Origin of the sequence: Streptomyces sp. NPDC001848, from assembly GCF_042891915.1 — a bacterium.
Taxonomy (GTDB): Bacteria; Actinomycetota; Actinomycetes; order Streptomycetales; family Streptomycetaceae; genus Streptomyces.
On the sequence record NZ_JBIATP010000005.1, the window covers coordinates 462,575 to 483,244 of the forward strand.

General features: G+C 71.6%; 11 protein-coding genes and 1 pseudogene. 5 read left to right on the forward strand and 7 right to left on the reverse strand.

Annotation, left to right across the window (positions count from 1 at the left end):
- Nucleotides 1-13 precede the first annotated feature (13 nt).
- The 3 genes from ACFYZJ_RS13425 (at nt 14) to ACFYZJ_RS13435 (ending at nt 4,569) form a co-directional block, all read left to right on the forward strand.
- A complete protein-coding gene (locus ACFYZJ_RS13425) occupies nt 14-1,159 on the forward strand; it encodes a substrate-binding domain-containing protein (RefSeq protein ID WP_388566596.1) in 1,146 nt (381 codons plus the stop codon).
- A 132-nt stretch (nt 1,160-1,291) separates the two neighbouring features.
- On the forward strand, nt 1,292-3,283 hold the full coding sequence (locus ACFYZJ_RS13430) for an N-6 DNA methylase (RefSeq protein WP_388566598.1): 1,992 nt from the start codon (nt 1,292-1,294) through the stop codon (nt 3,281-3,283).
- Complete coding sequence (locus ACFYZJ_RS13435) at nt 3,280-4,569, forward strand: hypothetical protein (RefSeq protein WP_388566600.1); 1,290 nt, start codon at nt 3,280-3,282, stop codon at nt 4,567-4,569. The genes ACFYZJ_RS13430 and ACFYZJ_RS13435 overlap by 4 nt, the downstream gene beginning before the upstream one ends.
- 204 nt (nt 4,570-4,773) lie before the next feature.
- On the opposite strand, the gene ACFYZJ_RS13440 is transcribed toward ACFYZJ_RS13435, so the two are convergent.
- From ACFYZJ_RS13440 to ACFYZJ_RS13450, 3 genes are read right to left on the reverse strand one after another with little or no spacing between them, the layout of a single operon-like run.
- Nucleotides 4,774-6,042 (reverse strand): sugar ABC transporter permease, encoded by a 1,269-nt coding sequence (locus tag ACFYZJ_RS13440; protein ID WP_388566602.1) that lies wholly within the window; start codon nt 6,040-6,042, stop codon nt 4,774-4,776.
- Nucleotides 6,039-6,821, reverse strand: a complete 783-nt coding sequence (locus tag ACFYZJ_RS13445; protein WP_388566605.1) for an ATP-binding cassette domain-containing protein — start codon at nt 6,819-6,821, stop codon at nt 6,039-6,041. The genes ACFYZJ_RS13440 and ACFYZJ_RS13445 overlap by 4 nt, the downstream gene beginning before the upstream one ends.
- Before the next feature lie 42 nt (nt 6,822-6,863).
- Entirely contained in the window at nt 6,864-7,955 is a 1,092-nt protein-coding gene (locus ACFYZJ_RS13450) for a substrate-binding domain-containing protein (RefSeq protein ID WP_388566607.1), read from the reverse strand.
- 440 nt (nt 7,956-8,395) lie between these two features.
- On the opposite strand from ACFYZJ_RS13450, the gene msrA reads away from it, so the two are divergent.
- Nucleotides 8,396-8,908: a peptide-methionine (S)-S-oxide reductase MsrA gene (msrA, locus tag ACFYZJ_RS13455; protein WP_388566610.1), complete on the forward strand. Its 513-nt coding sequence runs from the start codon at nt 8,396-8,398 to the stop codon at nt 8,906-8,908.
- Nucleotides 8,909-9,124: 216 nt separating this feature from the next.
- Nucleotides 9,125-9,220: pseudogene (locus ACFYZJ_RS13460) on the forward strand (XRE family transcriptional regulator); the annotation flags it as partial.
- A gap of 181 nt (nt 9,221-9,401) precedes the next feature.
- On the opposite strand, the gene ACFYZJ_RS13465 reads toward ACFYZJ_RS13460, so the two are convergent.
- From ACFYZJ_RS13465 to ACFYZJ_RS13480, 4 genes are read right to left on the reverse strand one after another with little or no spacing between them, the layout of a single operon-like run.
- On the reverse strand, nt 9,402-10,841 hold the full coding sequence (locus tag ACFYZJ_RS13465) for an MFS transporter (RefSeq protein WP_388566612.1): 1,440 nt from the start codon (nt 10,839-10,841) through the stop codon (nt 9,402-9,404).
- Nucleotides 10,842-10,850: 9 nt separating this feature from the next.
- On the reverse strand, nt 10,851-11,975 hold the full coding sequence (locus ACFYZJ_RS13470) for an alpha/beta fold hydrolase (protein WP_388566614.1): 1,125 nt from the start codon (nt 11,973-11,975) through the stop codon (nt 10,851-10,853).
- Complete coding sequence (locus tag ACFYZJ_RS13475; protein ID WP_388566617.1) at nt 11,972-14,392, reverse strand: thioester reductase domain-containing protein; 2,421 nt, start codon at nt 14,390-14,392, stop codon at nt 11,972-11,974. Before ACFYZJ_RS13475 ends, ACFYZJ_RS13470 begins: the two co-directional genes overlap by 4 nt.
- The gene (locus ACFYZJ_RS13480; protein WP_388566619.1) at nt 14,385-20,657 is read right to left on the reverse strand and encodes an HAD-IIIC family phosphatase; all 6,273 of its coding nucleotides are present in this window, start codon (nt 20,655-20,657) and stop codon (nt 14,385-14,387) included. The genes ACFYZJ_RS13475 and ACFYZJ_RS13480 overlap by 8 nt, the downstream gene beginning before the upstream one ends.
- Nucleotides 20,658-20,670: the final 13 nt, after the last annotated feature.

Consider the following 20,670-nt stretch of genomic DNA (forward strand, 5'->3'; position numbering starts at 1 on the left):
AGAGCGGGAAGATGTGCACGTGAACCGTGCAACCGCCGTAGGGACCGCCGCCCTGGCGGCCGTCGTCGTCCTCGCCACCGGCTGCGGACACGGCTCGCGGCCGGGTACCGGGACCTCCACCGAGCCGTCGACGTCCGGCTGCCCCGCGGCGTTCGCCCGGGCGCAGTCGACCGTACGCCAGGCGGAGCAGCCCCGTACCGCCTGGAACGGCCCCAGGACCGGCCCCAGGGCCGCACACGGCCGGACGATCATCTACGTCGCGCAGACGATGACCAACCCGGGTGTCGCCGGCGCGGCGAACGGCGTGAGGGAGGCCACGCGGGCCATCGGCTGGAAGTTCCAGGTGATCGACGGAGGCGGCACACCGGACGGCATCCAGGCGGCACTGAGCCAGGCGATCGCGCTCAAGCCGTCGGGCATCGTGCTGGGTGGCTTCGACCCGAAGTCCACGGCGCGGCAGGTGTCGCGGGCCACCGCGGAGCGGATCCCACTGATCGGCTGGCACGCGGTCGACGCGCCCGGCCCCAGCAAGGACCCGAAGCTGTTCACGAACGTCACCACCCATGTGGGGGACGTCGCGAGGATCACGGCCGACTGGATCATCGCTCATTCCGGCGGCCGGGCGGGGGCCGTTCTCTTCACGGACGACTCGATCCCGTTCGCGAAGCACAAGGCGGAGTCGATCAGAAGGGAACTGGCCACGTGCGGCGGCGTGCGGCTCCTGTCCTACGAGAACGTCCCACTCCCGGACGCGAGCAGCCGCGTTCCCCAGGACGCCTCCTCCCTCGCGTCCCGCCTGGGCGACCGCTGGACCTACTCGGCGGCCATCAACGACCTCTACTTCGCCGACGCCGCCCCGGCCCTGCGCGCCGCGGGACGCAAGGGCTCGGGTCCCCCCTTCAACATCGGCGCCGGAGACGGGGATCCGTCCGCGTTCGAGCGCGTCAACAGCGGGGGGTACCAGGCGGCGACGGTCCCGGAACCGCTCACGCAGCAGGGCTGGCAGATCGTGGACGAGTTCAACCGGGCGTTCTCGGGGGCTCCGGCGAGTGGGTATGTGGCTCCGGTGCATGTGGCCACGGCGCAGAACAGCCGTGGGGCCACGTCGTGGGATCCGGTGGGGTACCGGGAGGCTTACCGGGCGATCTGGGGGAGGTAGCGCGGTGACAGACCGGGTTCGACGAGGGCTGTAGGTTGTTGGCTTCCGCTACCGAGAGGGTCCTGTGCGCATGCGCGCGGCGGAAGGGTGCCGGTAGGGGCGGGGCATTTCGGGAAGGAATTCGGGATCCTTTTGATCAGCAGCAAGCACACGGAGCTGGCGAACCACGTGTGGTCCGTCGCCGATCTCCTCCGGGGGGACTACAAGCAGTCGGACTACGGCAAGGTCATCCTGCCGTTCACGGTGCTCCGACGGCTGGAGTGCGTGCTGGAGCCGACGCGCGAGAAGGTCTCGGAGCTGGCGGCCCGGTACAAGGACGGTGAGATCGACCCGGACGGGTTCCTGTGCCGGGCCTCGGGCCATTCGTTCTACAACAGGTCCGGCCTCACCCTGAAGAAGATCGCGGCCGACCCGCAGGACGCGGCGAAGAACCTGCAGGTCTACGTGGGGGCGTTCTCCGACAACGCCCGGGGCGTGCTGGACCGTTTCGACTTCGCCCGGCAGGTCAGGCGGCTGGACGACGCCGGCCTGCTGTACAAGGTCATCGGCAGGTTCACGGACCTGGACCTGCACCCCGCGGTCGTGCCCAACCACAACATGGGCTACATCTTCGAGGAGCTGATCCGCCGCTTCGCGGAGCAGTCGAACGAGACGGCCGGTGAGCACTTCACCCCGCGTGAGGTCATCAAGCTGATGGTGGAGCTGCTCATCGCGCCGGACGGCGACGCGCTGCACGTGCCGGGAGTGGTCCGTACGGTGATGGACCCGGCGTGCGGTACGGGCGGCATGCTGTCGGCGACGGACGACCACATCAAGGCGCTCAACCCGGACGCGACGGTGGAGGTGTTCGGGCAGGAGCTCAACCCCGAGTCGTGGGCGATCTGCCGTTCCGACCTCATGATCAAGGGCCAGAACCCGGAGAACATCGTCTTCGGCAACTCCTTCTCCGACGACGGCCACAAGCGCCGGACGTTCGACTACCTGCTGGCCAATCCGCCGTTCGGCGTGGAGTGGAAGAAGGTGAAGGAGGAGGTCGAGCACGAGCACCGGACGCTCGGCGAGGCCGGCCGCTTCGGGGCGGGGCTGCCGCGCATCAATGACGGCTCGCTGCTGTTCCTCCAGCACATGATCTCCAAGATGAAGCCGGTGGACGTGGGCGGCGGGGGCGGCTCCCGCATCGCGATCGTCTTCAACGGCTCGCCGCTGTTCACGGGTGCGGCGGGCTCGGGTGAGTCGGAGATTCGGCGCCGGATTCTGGAGAACGACTGGCTGGAGGGCATCGTGGCCCTGCCGGACCAGCTGTTCTACAACACCGGCATCGCTACGTACTTCTGGCTCCTCACCAACCGCAAGAGCCCGGACCTCAAGGGCAAGGTCATCCTGCTGGACGCGCGCGACCAGTGGCAGAGGATGCGGAAGTCGCTGGGCGACAAGCGCAAGGAGCTGGGCAGCGAGCACATCGCGACGGTGGTGCGGCTGTACGGCGAGGCGCTCGCCGTGGCGGAGGATCCGGAGCACCCGCTGCACGGCAAGGTGAAGGTCTTCTCCAACGAGGACTTCGGGTACCGGCGGATCACGGTGGAGCGGCCGCTGAGGCTTCGGTTCGAGGTGACGGAAGAGACGCCGGCAGCGCTGGCTGCCGCGAAGCCTGTGCAGAAGCTGGAGCGGAGCGAGGAGTTCGTGGCGGCGGTGCGGACGCTGTCGGGGTCCTCCTGGGGGACGAAGTCCGAGGCGTTCGCGGCGCTCGAGGACGCGGTTGTCGCGGCGGGGTTGTTGTGGCCGGCGGGCGCCCCCTTCGCGAAGGCGGTACGCGAAGCCATCGGCGTACGGGATGCCGAGGGCGAGGTGCAGCAGGTCAAGGGCGTCCCGGAGGCGGACCCGGAGCTGCGGGACTACGAGAACGTGCCGCTGGGCGAGGATGTCGAGGAGTACCTGAAGCGGGAGGTGCACCCGCATGTGCCGGACGCGTGGATCGACCACGGCAGGACCAGGACCGGGTACGAAATCCCCTTCACGCGGCATTTCCATGTGTACAAGCCGCCGCGGCCGCTGGCGGAGATCGACGCCGAGTTGAAGGCGCTGGAGGCGGAGATTCGGGGGCTGTTGGGGGAGGTCACGGAATGACCACCGCGGATCAGTGGCTCGACGCGGCACCCGCTCACTGGACCCGTGGGCGCCTCAAGAATCTCATCGCCGCGGCCACGAACGGCACCTGGGGCGCCGACCCCAGCGGGGACGGCAGTGACGTTCGCTGCGTCCGCGCCGCCGATTTCGATCGCGAATGCCGACGCGTTGATCTCTCCAACGCGCCGCTGCGCCACGTGGACCCGGCATCACTCCGGCAGCACCTGCTGCGTCCCGGCGATCTGATTCTCGAAAAGTCGGGGGGCGGTGAGAAACAACCGGTGGGTATGGCCGTCCTGTTCACCGACAGGGACAGAGCGGTCTGCTCGAACTTCTGCGCGCGCATCAAACCGTCCGACGATGTCGACCCCCGGTTTCTGACGTATGTGTTCGCCGCGGCGTACGGACAGGGGCTGACCCAGGCCGCGATCAAGCAGACCACGGGCATTCAGAACCTGGACACCGGCGCGTTCTTCGCCTCTCGCTGGGCCTACCCGGCGCCCGAGGAACAGCGCCGTATCGCCGACTTCCTCGACGCCGAGACGGCCGGGATGGACAGGCTGGTCGAGTCCCAGGTGCGGTTGACGGAACTCCTCGAGGAACGCGAGGAGGCCGCGATCTCGCTGGCCCTGTCCCGGGCGGCGGCGAGCACGATCCGTCTGAAGCACCTGCTTGTGGCCCCTCCTTCCTACGGGGCGAACGAAGCGGCGGAGCACGACCGCCGCGACTGGCCGAGGTACATCCGCACCACGGACATCACGGAGGACGGCACCCTCCGGGACGAGACCTTCGCGTCACTTCCTCCCGAGGTGGCGCAGCGCTACCTGCTGGAGGACGGTGACATCCTCCTGGTGCGCAGTGGCTCAACGACAGGAAAGGCCTTCTTGTACGAAAGCCGGTTGGGCCCGGCCGCCCACGCCGGCTATCTGATTCGTGCACGCGTGGATCACCGGGCGATACTCCCCCGCCTCGTCTGGTATTTCTGCCAGACCCCCGCGTACTGGCAACAGATCAGCGAGGGGGCGGTGAAGTCCACGATTCAGAATGTGAATGCCGAGAAGTACGGCAACATCGTCGTTCCGTTCATCGAACCTGGCCGACAGGTCTCGACCCTTCAGCAGATCGATTCCCTGACCCACACGTCGAAGCGGCTCAAGGAGCGCGCTCTTCGGCTGCTGGATCTGCTGGCCGAGCGTCGTCAAGCCCTCATCACCGCCGCTGTGACCGGCACATTCGACGTGAGCACCGCCAGTGGGCGCAACGTGGCCGAGGGAGTCGGCGTCTGAGCCCAACGCGGTTGGTGTGAGTCGGAACCGGAGGGCCACCGGCCCGGCCTCGACGTCAGCCCCTTGCTGTCGGCCTTCACAGCCCTGTCGTCCGTGCGGGCGAGTCCGGCCTCGGCCTCATGGCCGGTGCCTTCAGTCGTGGGCCCCTTTCATGTAGCCCGCTGTCGCCGCGTACGCCGGGCGGTGAGCGGCCACGGCTGCGCCTCACGCCCGCCCGTGCGCCTCCTGGGAGCGCCGCGACAGCGCGTCGACGACCGCCGCCGCGAACAGCACGCCGCCGGTGATCACGAACTGCAGGGCGATGGGGATGTCCGTGATCGCCATGCCCGAGGAGATCGACTGGATGATCAGCGCGCCGAGCACCGCAGACCAGGTGGTGCCGCGTCCCCCGAACAGGCTGGTGCCGCCGATGACCGCGGCCGCGATGGCGTTCAGCAGCAGGATGCCCGAGCCGGAGGACTGGCTCACCGAGGTGATCCGTGAGGCGAGGAACAGGCCGCCGACGGCGGCCATGGTGCCCGAGAACGCGAGCACCGCGGTCTGCACCCGCACCACGCTGAGGCTGGCGCGACGGGCCGCCTCGACGCCGCCGCCGAGTGCGTAGATCTGTCGTCCGTAGTGGGTACCGCGCAGCAGGACGTCCAGGGCGGCCGTGATGACCAGGAAGACCAGGAGGGCCAGCGGCAGGCCGTGGAACCGGTTGAGTACGTAGGCGGCGGCGAACGAGATCACCGCGAGCGCTCCCGTGCGCACGCCGATCTCCGCGAGCGAGCGGTGCGGCAGGCCAGTGGCGCGACGGCGTCGCCGGTCCCGGTAGGAGATGAGGAAGAGCAGGCCGGCGCCGAACGCCGCCAGACCGTAGGCGACGCCGTCGTTGCCGAAGTAGTAGCTGGTCAGTTTGGCGAGGACGCCGTTCTCGGGGAGGTCGATGGTGCCGCTGGTGCGCAGGATGTAGAGCATGAGGCCGTTCCAGGTCAGCAGCCCCGCGAGCGTGACGACGAAGGCGGGCACGCGGGTTCTTGCGACGGAGAAGCCCTGGATGGTCCCGGCCGCGGTGCCTGTGAGCACCGCGAGGATGATGGCGAGCCATTCCGGCACGCCGTTGTTGACGTTGAGCACGGCGAAGACGGCCGCCGCGAGACCGCTGATCGAGCCGACCGACAGGTCGAGCTCGCCGATCAGCAGCACGAAGACGATGCCGACCGCGATCAGGCCCGTACCCACGATGTCCACGCTGAGATTGGACAGGTTCCGGGGCGAGAGGAAGTTGTGGTTGAGGCACTGGAAGACGATCCATACCGCGGCGAGGACCAGGATGACCGGGACGGAGCCGAGTTCGCCGGCCATGAACCTGCGCCGGGACGCGGCGGCCCAGCCCGCCAGGACACGGACGGTTTTCCGCCCGGGTTGCGGCTGACGGGTGACGGCGGGGTCGGTCCGCGTGTCGTCCGCCCTCTTGCGGCTCTCTTTCACCACTCCACCTCCCGGTGGGCCACCCGGCGCGGAACGTTCTCCGTGGCCCCGGTGATGGAGGAAATGATCTCTTCCTGAGACGCGGTGTTCACGTTGAAGAAGCCGTTGTTGCGGCCCAGCCGCAGCACCGCGGCCCGGTCCGCGAGAGCTTTGACGTCGGCCATGTTGTGGCTGATCAGCAGTACTCCCATGCCGCGGTCACGCAGGTGGTCGACCAGGTCCAGGACCTCGACGGTCTGCTGGATGCCGAGGGAGGCCGTCGGCTCGTCCAGAAGGAGCAGTCGCGGGTCGCCGAGGAGCGAGCGGGCGATGGCGACCATCTGGCGCTGGCCGCTCGACAGGGAGACGACCGGGCAGCGCAGATCGACGAGGCTCGTCGCCAGGCGCTTGAGCAGTTCCCGGGTGTGGCGTTCCATCTCCACCTCGTCCAGGAATCCGAACCTTCGGATCTCGCGCCCGAGGAACAGGTTGCCGACGACGTCGAGGTTCCCGCACAGGGCGAGGTCCTGGTACACGGTGGCGATGCCGAGTACCCGGGCGTCCTGGGGACGCCTGATCTGCACCGGCCGGCCCTCCCACTCGATGACGCCCGTGTCCGCGGGCGTGACGCCCGAGATCACCTTGACCAGAGTGGACTTGCCGGCCCCGTTGTCGCCCAGGAGCGCCACGACCTCGCCGGCTCGAACCTCCAGTTCGATGTCGGTGAGGACCTGGACGACGCCGAAGCGTTTGCAGACGCCGTGCAGTGCCAGCAGGGGTGGAGCCGGCACGGAAACCATCTCCTTCCCGGGCCTGGCCGTGGTGCACCGGCCTGAACCGGCCTACCCGATGAGTCCCAGCTTGTCGCAGGCCGCCCTGAGCCGGGGAACGCAGATCTGCCCGATCGTGTACACACCGCCTTTCACGAGGGTGTCCTTGATGTTGTCGGCGGTCACGGACAGCGGGGTGAGCAGCACGGCCGGAACCGCATTGGCGCCGCGAGTGCTCACCTTGGTGGTGGCGATGCGGTCGAGGCTCTCGCCGCGGGCGGCTGCCACGGCCATCGCGGCCCCTGCGGCGGCCTCCGGCTGGAACGGCTTCCAGACCGTCATGTACTGTTCGCCGCCGACGATGCGCCGCACCGCTCCGAGGTCCGCGTCCTGGCCGGTGACCGGGGGCAGCGGGCTGATCTTGTTTCCCCGGAGCGAGGAGATGATGCCGGAGGCGAGGGCGTCGTTGGCGGAGTAGACACCGGCGACGTTGTCCGCGCCGAGGTCGGCGATGGCTCCTGACATCTCCGCGTTGGCGAGGTCCGACCGCCACATGGGTGTGTCGAACATCTTGCCGATCTTGACCTTGCCCTTGAGTACCGACAGGGCTCCCTTCTTGAACGCGACCGCGTTGGGGTCGGTGGGGTCGCCGTTGATCATGACGATCTCGTCGCCGTGCCCCCTGTGAGCCATGGCCTGCACAAGCGCCCTGCCCTGGAGTCTGCCGACCTCCTGACCGTTGAAGGAGACATAGCCGGAGATCGGGCCCTCGGAGAGGCGGTCGTAGGAGATGACCGGGACGCCCGCCTCATGCGCCTTCTTGACCGCCGTACTGAGGGATCGGGCGTCGACCGCCACGAGCACCACCGCATCGATCCCTCTGGTGATCATGGAGTCGACCTGCTGCTGCTGGGTGGCCACATCGCCCCGGGCGTTGGCGTGCTCGACCGTGCAGTCGCCGCACATCTCCTTGATCTTCTTCTCCAGCAGGGGCCTGTCCTCCGTCTCCCAGCGGGACGTGATGGCGTCCGGCAACAGCAGGGCGATGCTCGGGCCGCTCCCGCCGCCGGCGGCGTTCCCGCCGCCCTGTCCGCAGGCTGCGAGGCCAACCGCCAGCGAGACGGCGGCACCGGTGACGACGGCGTTCCGTATGCAGGTCCTCATGCGGGAGACCTCCCTGGGCCCTCCACCGGGGCGAGGCCGATCACGTCCTCGGGTCAGGGCGGCCGTGGACGGCAGGTCCCGCCGGCCCCGGGCCCGGGCCGGGAGTCACCGCCACGCGCACCGGTAGGCCGGGGCCGGCCGGAAGGCAGACGGCGATGACGCGGGCGCCGGGCGCGGTGCGCCCGGGACGTGCCGACTGGGAGTGACAAGACGGCCACGTCGTCAGTCTGGCATCGGCTGCTGCGACCTGCGAGCGCAGCGGGTCCGTGGTGGTGGGCGGCAGCGGTGGGAGGCACGAGACCGTCGCCGAACCGCTCGTCACCGGGGACGGAATTCTTCGGCTCCCTCCAGCGCTGACGTAGCCGGACGGTATGGGATGCCGACGGTGTGCGAGCCGAGCAGCGCGAGCGACCGCGGCGACAGGTATTGGAGGGGCCGACATGGCAGTGCAGACGCAGAGGGCCGTGCTGGCGGGCGGATGCTTCTGGGGGATGCAGGACCTGATCCGCCGGCTCCCGGGCGTGACGGCGACCCGGGTGGGATACACCGGGGGTGACGTGCCGAACGCGACCTACCGCAACCACGGGACCCACGCGGAGGCCGTCGAGATCCTGTTCGACCCCGCGAAGACCGACTTCCGCACGATCCTGGAGTTCTTCTTCCAGATCCACGACCCGAGCACCAGGAACCGCCAGGGCAACGACATCGGTCTCAGCTACCGCTCGGCGATCTACTACGTGGATGACGAACAGAAGCGGATCGCCGAGGACACCATCGCGGACGTGGACGCCTCCGGACTGTGGCCGGGCAAGGTCGTCACCGAGGTCGAGCCGGTCGGCCCCTTCTGGGAGGCCGAGCCCGAGCACCAGGACTACCTGCAGCGCTACCCCGACGGCTACACCTGCCACTTCCCGCGCCCGGGATGGCGGCTGCCCGCTCGCACGAAGGACTGACCCCACCCGCCGGGCGGCCCGGCGCTCGTCTCCGGTCCACCCCGGTCGGTTCCGGTCCGCCCCGGTCGGTTCCGGTCCGGCGGCTCGTGTCGCCGGCCCCGGCCGGGCTGTGCTGTCAGGCGCTCACCTGGGGTTGGTCCGGGCCGAGGTAGTGCACGGCGGTCTGATCGGCGTGCGGGATGAGCAGGCCCTGCAGTTCGTCCGCCGCGAGCTTGAGGAGGTGGCCGTCACACCTACCGCGGCGCGGGCACCGAGACCTGCCACCTGATCATGACGGTCCACCTGCCACCCGGTCCCCCTTCCACAGCCTGACCGTACGGCGGGGCCGGGGCACGGGGGTCAGCTGATCGAGAGCACCGAGCAGGCCCCGCCCAGCAGCAGTGACCTGGTCGGCGCGCCGGCCGCCCCTCGCCCCGGCGCCCCTCGCCCCGGCGCCCCTCGGCCGGGCGGCGCCGGGTCCGCCGGTCGGCGGCCTTCAGCCCGGCCCGCGCGTTCACCTGTCGATCGGATGTGCCGGGTTCTCCGGAAGCACCTCCGCGCGTCGGTCGCGGCGCACCAGAGATATCGACGCCACACCGATGGCCGCCGCGAGCACGGTGGAGCCGATGGTTATCACGGCGAATCCCTGACGGGACGCGTGCGTGGTGTCGCCGGCGAAACTGGCGAACAGTGAGCCGAACAGCGACACGCCGACGGCCTCGCTGCCGAGGCGGACGGTGTTGATCCAACCGGCCGCCATGCCCGCCTCGTTCTCCGGCAGTTGCGCCAGCGCCTCGCCGTCGACCAGTCCGGCCTGGAGCCCGAAGCCGACGCCGACGACCGCCATGGGCAGCGCCATCCAGGCCAGGCCCCACAGGGCCGCCGCCCCCGTCGCCACCAGACCCGCGATCAACGAGACGATGCTCCAGGCCAGGACCCTGTCCACGGCCGTCCCCCGGGCCACCAGGCGGCCGGCCACCAGAGGGGTGACGAGGACGGGCAGCGTCAGGAACATCAGGAACGCGCCGCTGGCGCCCGCCGAGGAACCGTAGGCTCCCTGGAAGAACACCGGCAGATAGGCGACCGCATTGGTGAAGGTGAACGACGCCACCGCCACCACCAGCGTGGTCCCCGTGAAGCGCCGGTCGCCCAGGGTGTGCAGGCTCAGCAGGGGGTCCGGCGCGGTGGACTCGCGGCGGACGAAGAGCCCGTAGCAGGCGAGACCGGCGGCCGTGCACAGCAGGAACGGCAGTGACAGCCAGCCCGTCGCCGAGCCGAGGGCCAGCCCGCCGAGCAGCAGGGTCGTCGCCCCGCAGAACAGCGCCCCGCCCGCCGCGTCGATGCGGACCGCACGCCGCCGCTCGTGCGCGGTCGCGCCGCGGATCGGCGGCATGCCGACGCAGGCGACGACCAGGCAGCACAGCTGGACCCCGTAGACCAGACGCCAGCCGACGACCTGCGTGAGCAGGCCGCACAGCGACGGTCCGAAGGCCAGGGACAGGCCCGCGACCGAGCCCAGCAGGGCAAAGGCACGCGTCCGGCGCTCCCCGGTGTGGACCGACGACAGCATCGCGGAGCCCACCGAGAAGACCGCGCCGGCCCCCGCCCCCGCCAGCAGCCGGGCCGCGTCCAGCATCGGGTAGTCGACCGCGACCAGGCTGGCGGCCGATCCGGCACCGAACGTCACCAGCCCGGCCATGAGGGACCGCCACCGGCCGATGATGTCCGCGACGGAACCCCACACCAGCGTCGAGCAGGCGAAGGTCAGCGTGAAGCCGTTGAGCGCCCACTGCTCCCCCAGGGACGAGGAACCCAGGTCGCGGGCGATGTCTCCCAGGGACACGGCCGTTCCGGAAACCGACAACGGGACGGTGAAGACAGCGAGGATGATGACCGGCAGCACCAGACCGGCCCCGGGCGGCGCGCCGCCCGGCTGTGTGTCGTCCGAGGTCATCCGAGCCCCCTACTCCCCCGCGGTGGCGGAGCGGGCGAGACGGGGGCGTTCGCCGGTCGAGCGGCACTCGTCGAGGAAGTCCACGATGTGCCCGAACACGTCCAGCGCGGCGCCGCGGCCGATGAACGTGTCGAGATGGCCGTAGCCCGGCACTTCCACATAGCGGACGTCCAGCTGCGGATGCCGGCTCGTGAGGATCTCGTGGCACAGCTTGTTGGAGTCGTACCAGAACCGGTTGTCGTCGCCCGCCACCAGCATCAGCGGGGCGTCGATGCGGTCCGCGTTGTCCAGCGCGTTCTTCGGCAGCACGTCGTAGCGCCCGTCGCCGTCGTTGTACCGCATCATCGTGTGGGCCAGTTCGATGCTCCGCAGGTGCGGCAGAATCCACATCGGCACGGTGCCGTACAGGTCCGCGAGGCGGTCATGGGTGCGCTCGTCGAGGTTGTCGTGCACGAAGAGCGAACCGCCCACGCCCCACGAGTCGTTGTGCAGGATCTGGCAGTTGGGATCCTTGCACTCGGCGCCCAGGGAGACCTCCGCGAACAGCAGGGAGTACTTCGACCACAGCCCCACCTTCCTGATGTCGGTGGGGATGTTGACGAAGCGGGAGCGCAGCAGCTCCCCGCCGAAGTGCAGGCGGGCCCGCGTCTTCCAGGACATCTTCGGGGTGAGGAACACCCCCTGCGCGACCACGCCGGCCAACCCCGGCACCAGCCCGGCCGCCATGCTCAGCGACAGGCACAGGGCGCCGATGCAGTGCGCGACGACCAGCAGCGGGCGGCCGTCGGTGCGCTGCCGGACCAGGGACACGGCCTCGGGGATGTCGTAGAGGGCCACGTCGTCGAAGGTGTAGCGCACCCGGCCCTCGTTGTACGGCAGCCGGCAGCTGCCCCGCCAGTCGAGCAGCCAGGGCTCGTAGCCGGCGTCCAGCAGCACGTCGACCAGGTTGCGGGTCTCGGGCAGGACGAACATGTCGGAGGAGGCGGTCAGGCCGTGCAGGACGAGCACCGGCGGGCGGTCGGCGCCGTCTTCGGCCGCGACGCGGGTCAGTCCGAGCCGGGTGCCGTCGGAGGCGGTGAACGGGACGTCCTCGACCCGGGCGCGGAGAGCATGGTGAAGGGGCCTCAGCGTCATCGGATCTGCTCCTTGTGGATCATCAGCTTCCTGAACTTGCGCCGCAGCTTGTCCTTGTCCCGGTCGATGGCGTCCCGCCGCAGGTCGAGCAGCTCGGCGGCGGCCCGCATCGACGGCTCCGCCAGCCCCATGCCGACCTGCACGAAGAACCACGACAGCCAAGTGAGCTTGGCCAGCCGCTGCTCCTGCGACGACAGGCGCGGATCGACCCGGATGCCGTCGATCTGGTCGGGCACATAGCTCTTGCCCGGCACCGTGACCACGCCGGCGAAGCCCGCCGCCTCGCCCTCGCGGCCCACGGTGATCTCCAGCGTGCGGGTCTGCTTCCAGAAGTCGTGCCGGGCCCGAGCCGTCTTCCAGCCCTCCAGCCACCACCGGCCGCCGTCCCGGTCCTGGAGGGACAGGCGGTAGCGCAGCAGCGGATGGTCGTTGCCGTGCCGGTGCGGGATCCCCTCGTCGGGGCGCACCCAGATCTCGCCGTCCAGCACGGTCAGCGGCTCCGGGTGCAGCCGCTCGCAGAAGACCTGGCCGCGGACGTCGACCCGGCGGTGCCGTACGACCTGGTACATGCTGGCGATGGACAGCGTGAACGCCATGCGGCACTTGGTGTCGGGCTCCTCCCCGACCGGGCCGACATGGCCCTTCATCCGCTCCCGGAACGACAGGTACGGCGGATCCTCGCGGCTGGGCAGCCGGGCCACCCCGTCGCGCGCCATGCGTTCGAACGCCTTCAACTGGGCTTCGGAGCCGTAGCGTTCGGGTAGCGGAAGCCGGTGGCGGGCCAGGAACTCCTCGGTGCGCTCCGCGCCGGCGGCGGGCCCGAACATCAGGGCCTCGAAGAGCTTGACGGCGGTCGGGCTGCTGAGGATGCGCACCAGGAAGTCGAGTTCGGGCACCGGGTCCGTTTCGTGCCGCCGCAGGAGGTCCTCGCGCCACTGCTGCCATCCGGTGGCCCGGACGTTCATGCCGGCCAGCTTCAGGTCCTTCACCAGTTCCGGCAGGGTCTCCGCGCGGCCGGTGAGGTTGTAGTTGCGGCCCCAGGCCTGCGGGTCGAACACGATCGCGGCGGCGACCTTGCTGATCCAGTCCACCGGCGCCAGGTTCATGAACCGGAACGCCGGCACGGTGCGGAATCGGGAGATCGCCCCGATCAGTCCCGTGCTCAGGTCGCGCGGGTTGTACACGCCCGTACGGGTGTGACCGCCGATCGCGCCCGGACGCAGGAACGTCACGGTCAGCCCGTGCTCGCGGGCCCGCCGCAGGACGGCCTCCGCGGCCCACTTCGACTTGTCGTAGCCCGCGAACAGCCGGTCCACGTGGGCGACCGGGTCGTCCTCGCCCATCGTGGCGATGCCGACCTCGTTGAAGACGGCGACCGACGAGATGTGGTGCAGCGGCTTGGGCCGTCCGGTCATCGCCAGCTCCGCCAGTTGCAGCGGGCCGAGCACGTTGGTCTGCCGCAGGGAGGGATAGCCGCGCAGGAAGTCCACGGCGGCGGCCACGTTGACGATCGAGTCGACGTCGTGGGCGAGGCTCTCCCAGCGCTCCTGAGACAGGCCGAGGCGCGGTTGCCGGATGTCCGCCGCGAGCACGGTGACCCGGCGCCGCACCTCGAAGGACCACGGCTGGTCGAAGCTCGCCAGCGCCTCGCCGAGGCGCTTCTCGGCGGCCGTGTCGTCGGTCGCGCGCACCACACACACCACCTCCGCGTCGCTCTGGCGCAGCAGGTCCAGCAGCAGGTGGCTGCCGAGGAATCCGGTGGCGCCGGTGAGCAGGATCCGGCGCGGCTGCACCCGCTCGGCCTGCCGGCTGAACGGCAGCCGGTCGGCCAGCGCGAGGTCGGCGAGGATCATCTCCACGTCCTCGTCCACCGCCGCCCCGGCCTGCGTCCCACGACCGGCGGGCGGGGCCTTCGGGAGGACCGCGGGCACGGTGTCGGCCGCGCCGGTGGCCGACGCGGCCGAACCGGCGGCCCCGGCCCCGCGCTGCGCCAGGCGCCGGGGCCGCGCGTCCGCGAAGACGTCGTCCAGGCTCATCGGGACGTCCAGCTCGCGGGCCATGAGGGCGACGAGTTCGACCGCGTCCACGGAGGACAGACCGGCGTCGAACAGGTCGGTGTCGACGTCGGCCGTGCCGTCCGGCAGGAAGCGGGCGGCCAGGCCGGCGATGGCCGTGGCGAGCTGGTCGGGGTCAGTGGGGCGCCGGCCGCTGCCGGTGGCGCGGGCCCCGTCCGGCTCCGTTCGCACCGCGGGGCCGGCGGAGGCCGTCTGCGGGGCGGGGCCGGCCGCCGACTTGCGGAAGCGGGCCAGCAGGTCGGCCGCCTGGCCGCGGGCGGGTCCGCGCCGCTCGATCACCTCCTCGTCGGGCCGACGGCTGACACTGCGGTTGCGGCTGGTGCCGCTGCCCGCCTCAGGCATTGCTGACCTCCGCTGCGGTTTCCGATCCGAGGTCCCAGGAACGGAACTCCCGGAGTTGCGCCGGTGCCACCTCCGTCTCCAGCCGCGGCGCGTCGACCTCGCCGCCGCCCAGGCGGGAGACCAGACGCCGCGCCGGAATGTTGCGTGGCGTGTTGTCGGCCACGAGCCGCACCCTCGCGCACCCGAGGGCGTCCGCGCGGTCGGCCAGCCAGGTGAGCAGCCGGTCCTCCACCCCCCGGCCGAGGACCCGGCAGCTCATCATCCAGGCGACGACCTCCAGCACGTCGCCGTCCGGCCGTACGGCGAGGACGCCGATCTGCCCGTACGCTCCGAACCGGTCGCGCGCGGTCGCCGTCCACACCTCGCCCTCCTGCTGCAGCCGCTCCAGCCGATCGGTGTCGAGCGGCAGGGGCCGGAGGTTGAACTGGTTGGTGCGGCGGCTCAGTTGGACGGTGCGTTCGGCCGTGTCGGCGGAGACCGGTTCGATGTCCAGTTCCAGCCGCAGGTTCTCCAGGAACTCCACGAAGCCCATCTGCGCGCGGGCCGCGTCGCGCACCCGTTCCTGCTGGTAGAACTCGGCCCGGCCGGCGTCCTCGGTGGTCGCCGCGCGCGGCACCATCGGCCACAACCGGGTCACGAAGTCCTCGAGTTCAGCGGCGGGCGGGCAGGTCAGGCTGAGCACCTCGGGCAGCTGGGCGCGCACGCCGGCGATCTCCACCGGGTTGTCGTCGAGGAACAGGAAGCTGTCCAGGCCGAGACCGAGCTGCTCGGCGATCCGCACGATGCGGGTCCACTTCGGCTCCCACGCGGCGGAGATCGCCGCGAAGTGCTCCCGGTGCAGCAGGCTGTCCGGCCGGTCGAGTATGCCGTGCACGGTTTCCTCGTCGTTGTTGGAGACCATCGCGAGCAGCACGCCTGCGGCCCGCCACTGCAGCAGCCGTCGCGCGAGCAGCGCGCGGGGACCGGTCAGGTCGACGTTCTCCGGCCCGATCTCGCCGGCGATGCCGCTCCACAGCGTCTCGTCGCCGTCGACGACGATGACCTTCGGTGCGCGCCGGCGGATCTTCCACACGACGTCGGCGAGTCGCAGCGCCACCACCGCCTGGAACTCCTCCTGGAACGGCAGATGCGCCAGCTCGTCGGTATGCGGGTCGAAGATGTCGTCGACTCCGCCGGGCGCGGCCTCGCCGTCGGCGGCCAGGTCGCCGGCCCAGGAGTCGGCGGACAGCACGGCGATGCCCGGCTGGTCGGCCAGCTGCTCCGTCACCTGCCGTTCCCAGGCGCGCAGCCGCTCGTCCTGCGTCCGCTCCGGCAGGAAGGCCACGACGAGCGCGGTGCGGGTACGGTCGGCCAGGGCGCGCAGCGCGGCCGGGTACTCCTCGGCGAGCTGATCGAGCAGGCCGGTGTCCTCCGGGGCGAAGCGGATCAGGTCGCCGGGGCGGAGCAGGACCAGCGCGGCGGCGGTCGCCGACTGAGCGAGAACGCCGTCGGGGTCGTGCAGGGCGGCCAGGACCTGGTGGTAGGGCGCCTCGACGACATCGAAGGGCCCGCCCTCGACATCGGCCTCCTCCAGGGCGACCCCGAGCAGGGCCGGGAGGTTACCGAGGGCGAAGGTGGCCGCCACCGCGATCTGGCCGCCCGGCCGGACTCCATGGGCCGCGGTGTCGCCCTGCTCGGTCCGCGCCATCGCCGGGGCGCCGTGCGGGGCCGGAGCGTCGTGCCCGGCGGGGGCGTCCGGTCCGGGCGTGGTGTCCGGGGCGTGCCTGGGCCCGGGCACCGGCACGGTACCGGAGGCCGCCGCGTCCGAAGGGGCGGGAGTCGCGGCCACGCCGGCGTCGGTGCTGTCGGTGCGCCCGGCCGCTACGGCGACGGTGGCATCCGGGTCGTCGGCGAGCTCGGCCGCCACGGCGAGAACGGCGCTCGCGAGGGCCGCGCAGCTCGGCTCGTCGAGGATGTCGGCGTTGTACTCCAGCCCCACCTTGCCCAGGCCCGGCATCACCGTGATCATCAGGTCCAGGTCGGAGTAGCCGGTGCCCGCGGGCAGGACCCGCAGTCCCTCGGCCGCCCCTGCCTGCGGCGGCATGTAGTTGAAGTACACCTCGACCAGCGGGGCGTCCTTGCGGTACAGCCCCTCCTCGACCAGCGCGGGCATGGCGTCGAAGAAGCTGACGCCGCGTTCGAGGACCCGGCTCAGCCGCCCGTCGGTGCGCCGCAGCAGGTCGGTGCCGGTGTCGCCCGGCTCGACCTGTGCGGCGTACGGGATGGGCAGGCCGAAGTACCCGACCGCGTCGAGCGCGCCGACGTGCATGCGGGTGTCCACCGGCACGGCGAGCACGAACCGGTCGCTCCCGCGGAGTCGGGAGAGGTGCAGCGTCAGTGCGCCGAGCCAGAACGCGGCGGGCGTGACGCCGAGTCCGGTCGCCCGGGCGGCCACCCGCCGCGCCAGCTCCGGCGGCAGTTCCGCCAGGTACATGGCCGAGCGGTAGGACCGCTGCGCGGGGCGCGGGCGGGCCAGTTCCAGATCGAGCCGCCGGACCCCGGCGAAGTCGTCCCGCCAGTCCGCCGTGGCTTCCCGCTCGCCGGTCGGGGAGCCGGGGGCCTGGTCGGCCGGGGCCTGGGCGTGCAGCAGCAGGTCGATGTCGCGGTTGGTGACCACGGCGGGCGGCACCTGACCGCCGAGTTCGGCCCCGAGTTCGTGCGCGACCAGCATGAGCGAGGCAAGGTCGGAGACCGCGTGGTGCGCGCCGTAGACGAGCACCTGGTCGCCGGACGGGTAGGCGAGCAGTTCGAACCGCCACAGCGGGGAGCGGCCGAGGTCGAAGGGCGGCTCCATCAGCGCGCACAGCCGCTCGTCCACGTCCGTGCCGTCCTCGACCGCGGACCAGCGCACCAGTTCGTCCGTCGGGGCGCGCCGGACCTCCAGCAGCTGCCCGCCGCCGGTGTCCGCGACGATCGCGGTACGCAGCGCCGCGTGCCGGCCGGCGAGCCGGGAGACCGCTTCGGTGAGGCGGTCGGGCGTGGTCGGCGCGTCGAGGCGTACGGCCAGCCCGATGTGGTGGGTGACGCTCGGGGTGCCGTGCTGTTCGGCGCGCAGCAGCCGTACGACGTCCCGGGTGGCCGGGTGACGCTCGACGTCCGCGACGACGGTGTCGGCGGTTGTCGCGTTGTCCGCGGGCGCCGTGCCTGCGGTACCGGCGGAGCCTGCCGCACCGGCGAGCAGGTGGTCGGCGATGCTCTCGACGGTCGCGCCGTTGAACATCGTCGCGACCGGCAGAGTCTGGCCGAAGTCCGCCTCGACGAGGCTGCGGATCTGCATGGCCATCACGGAGTCCAGGCCCTGTCCGACCAGGGAGGCGGCGGGGTCGAGTTCCTCGGTGCCGAAGCCCATCGTGCGGGCGAACCGGTACCGCAGCCGCTGCACCACCGCCTCCCGGTTGGCCGGCACCACCGGCCCGGCCGCGCCGGCTCGCGCCCCGGACCGCGGTACGGCGGCACGGCGGCGCGCCGGGACCAGCGCGGCCAGCAGCGGGGGCAGCAGCGCGGGCTCGGTGGTGCGCAGGACCGGCAGGTTGAGGGCGGCCGCCACCAGGACGGCGTGGCCGGTGGCGCCGGTGGACGCGTGCCGGGTCAGCGCGGCGTCCAGGAGGGCCAGCCCCTGCTCGGTGCCGAGCGGGGTGATGCCGCCGCGGTTGATCCGTTCCAGGTGCGTCTCGCCGAGGTGCCCGGTCATTCCGGTGGCCTCGGCCCACAGGCCCCAGGCCAGCGACAGGCCGGGGCGGCCGGCGCGCCTGCGGTGCTGCATCAGGGCGTCGAGGAACGCGTTCGCGGCGGCGTAGCTGCCCTGTCCGGACCCGCCGAGGACGCCCGCGACGGACGAGAAGACCACGAAGGCGGACAGTTCCTCACCGGCCGTCAGCTCGTGCAGGTGCCAGGCCGCGTCGGTCTTCGGCCGGAGCACCGTGTCCAGGCCGTCGGCGTCGACCGACTCGATCACACCGTCGTGCAGGACGCCCGCGGAGTGGATGACGGCGGTCAGCGGGTACTGCTCCGGCACCTCCCGCAGCGCCTGTGCCAGCTGGTCCCGGTCGGCGACGTCGCAGGCCCGGACGGTGACCCGGGCGCCGGCGGCGGTGAGTTCCTCCCGCAGGGCCTCGGCTCCCTCGGCCTCGGGGCCGCGCCGGGACAGCAGCAGCAGGTGGCGGGCGCCGAGGCGGGCGGCGTGCCGGGCCACCCGGGCGCCCAGCCCGCTCGTCCCGCCGGTGATCAGGACGGTGCCCGTGCCGAGGGCGTCGAGGGCGTCACCGGCCGGGTCGTTCGCCTGACGGCGCAGGACGGGCACATAGCTGCGGCCGGACCGGATCGCCGACTCGGGCAGGCCTGAGCGGGCGGCGTCCCGGACGTCGCACGTGCCGTCGGTGTCGACGTCGACCAGGACGACGCGGCCGGGATTCTCCGCGCGGGCCGCCCGGACCAGGCCCCACACCGCGGCGTGGGCGAGGTCCGGCTGCGTGCCCTCCTCCTCGGCGCCGGTCAGCACGGCTCCGCGGGTCACGACCACCAGCCGCTCCCCGGCGGGCCGGTCCTGCGCCAGCCACTCCTGCAGCCGGCGCAAGGTCTCGTGCAGCACCCGGCGGACCCGGGTGGGCGCGTCCTCGGCGTCCGGTCCGGCGGGTCCGGCGTCGGTGACCTTCAGCAGCGTCGGCTGCGGCGCGGTGGTGTCGCCGTCGGCGGCCCGGGCCAGTTCGGTCTCGGTCCACTCGACGGACAGCAGCGCCTGTGTGCTGCTGTCCGGGAGGGTGAGGTCGTCCGCGGTCACGGCCCGCACGAGGAGCGAGTCGATACGGGCGACCGGCGCTCCGGTCGGATCGGCCGCCTCCACGGTGAAGGTGTCCGGTCCGGTCGGCGTGAGGCGCACCCGCACCTCGCTCGCGCCCCGGCCGTACAGGGTGACCTCGCCGAAGGAGAACGGCAGCGGGGTGCGGCCGTCCCTGCCCTCCATGCCGTGCACCGCGGCCGCCTGGAGCGCCGCGTCCAGCAGGGCCGGGTGCAGGGCGAACCGCGCCGCGTCCTCCGCCTGCCGGCCGGGCAGGGTGACCTGCGCGAGCACCTCGTCGCCGGAGCGCCACACGTCGGACAGCCCCTGGAACGCAGGGCCGTACTCCAGTCCGGCCTCGGCGAGCGTGTCGTAGTGCGCGGCCGGGTCGAGCCGCGGTGCCTCGGCGGGCGGCCATGCCGTGCCGTGAAGCGGTCCGGTGTGCTCGGGCGGCGCGGCGGGCTCCTCGACGAGGACGCCGCTCGCATGGTGGGTCCACTCCCGTGTGCCGTGCTGCCGGGAGTAGACGTCCACCGGGCGGCCCGTGGCGTCGGCCGTGCCCACCTGCACCTGTACGTCGATCTCGCCGTGCTCGGGCAGGGACAGCGGCGCGTGCAGGGTCAGGTCCCGTACGCCGGAGCAATCGGCCTCGTCGGCCGCCCGCAGGGCCATCTCCACGAAGGCGGTGCCGGGGAGGATGACCGTTCCGAAGACGGCGTGGTCCGCCAGCCACGGGTGCGTGCCGAGGGAGATACGGCCCGTGAGTACGAGGTCGTCGCTGTCGGCGAGTCGTACGGCGGCGCCCAGGAAGGGGTGCCGCACGGTGTCCAGCCCCACGGTGCCGACGTCGGCACCCGTGGTGGCGGGCTGCCAGTAGCGCCGGTGCTGGAAGGCGTACGTCGGCAGGTCGACGAGCCGTCCGCCCTGCACCCAGGCCGACCAGTCGACGTCGACTCCGGCGACGAACACCTCCGCCGCGTGCTGCAACAGCCGCGCCTGGCCTCCTTCGTTGCGACGCAGGGTGCCTACGGCGGTTACGCCCTGCACGCCCTTGTGGTCGGCGTTCTGCGTCACCGCGCCGAGCAGGACCGGATGCGGAGACGCCTCGACGAACACCCGATGGCCCGCGTCCAGGAGAGTCTGCAGCGCCTGATCGAAACGCACCGTCTGACGCAGGTTGGTGAACCAGTACTCCGCATCCATCACCGCGGTGTCGATCACCTCACCCGACACCGTCGACACCAACGGCACCTCACCCGAACGCGGCCGAATACCGGAAAGAACCTCCAACAGCTCCGCCCGCAACTCCTCCACCTGCGGCGAATGCGACGCATAATCCACCGCAACCCGCCGCACCTGCACACCCTCAGCCTCACAACGAGCCACAAACACATCCAGCTCATCCAGCCCGCCGGAAACCACCACCTGCTCCGGCCCATTGACCACCGCCACCTGCAAACCCGCA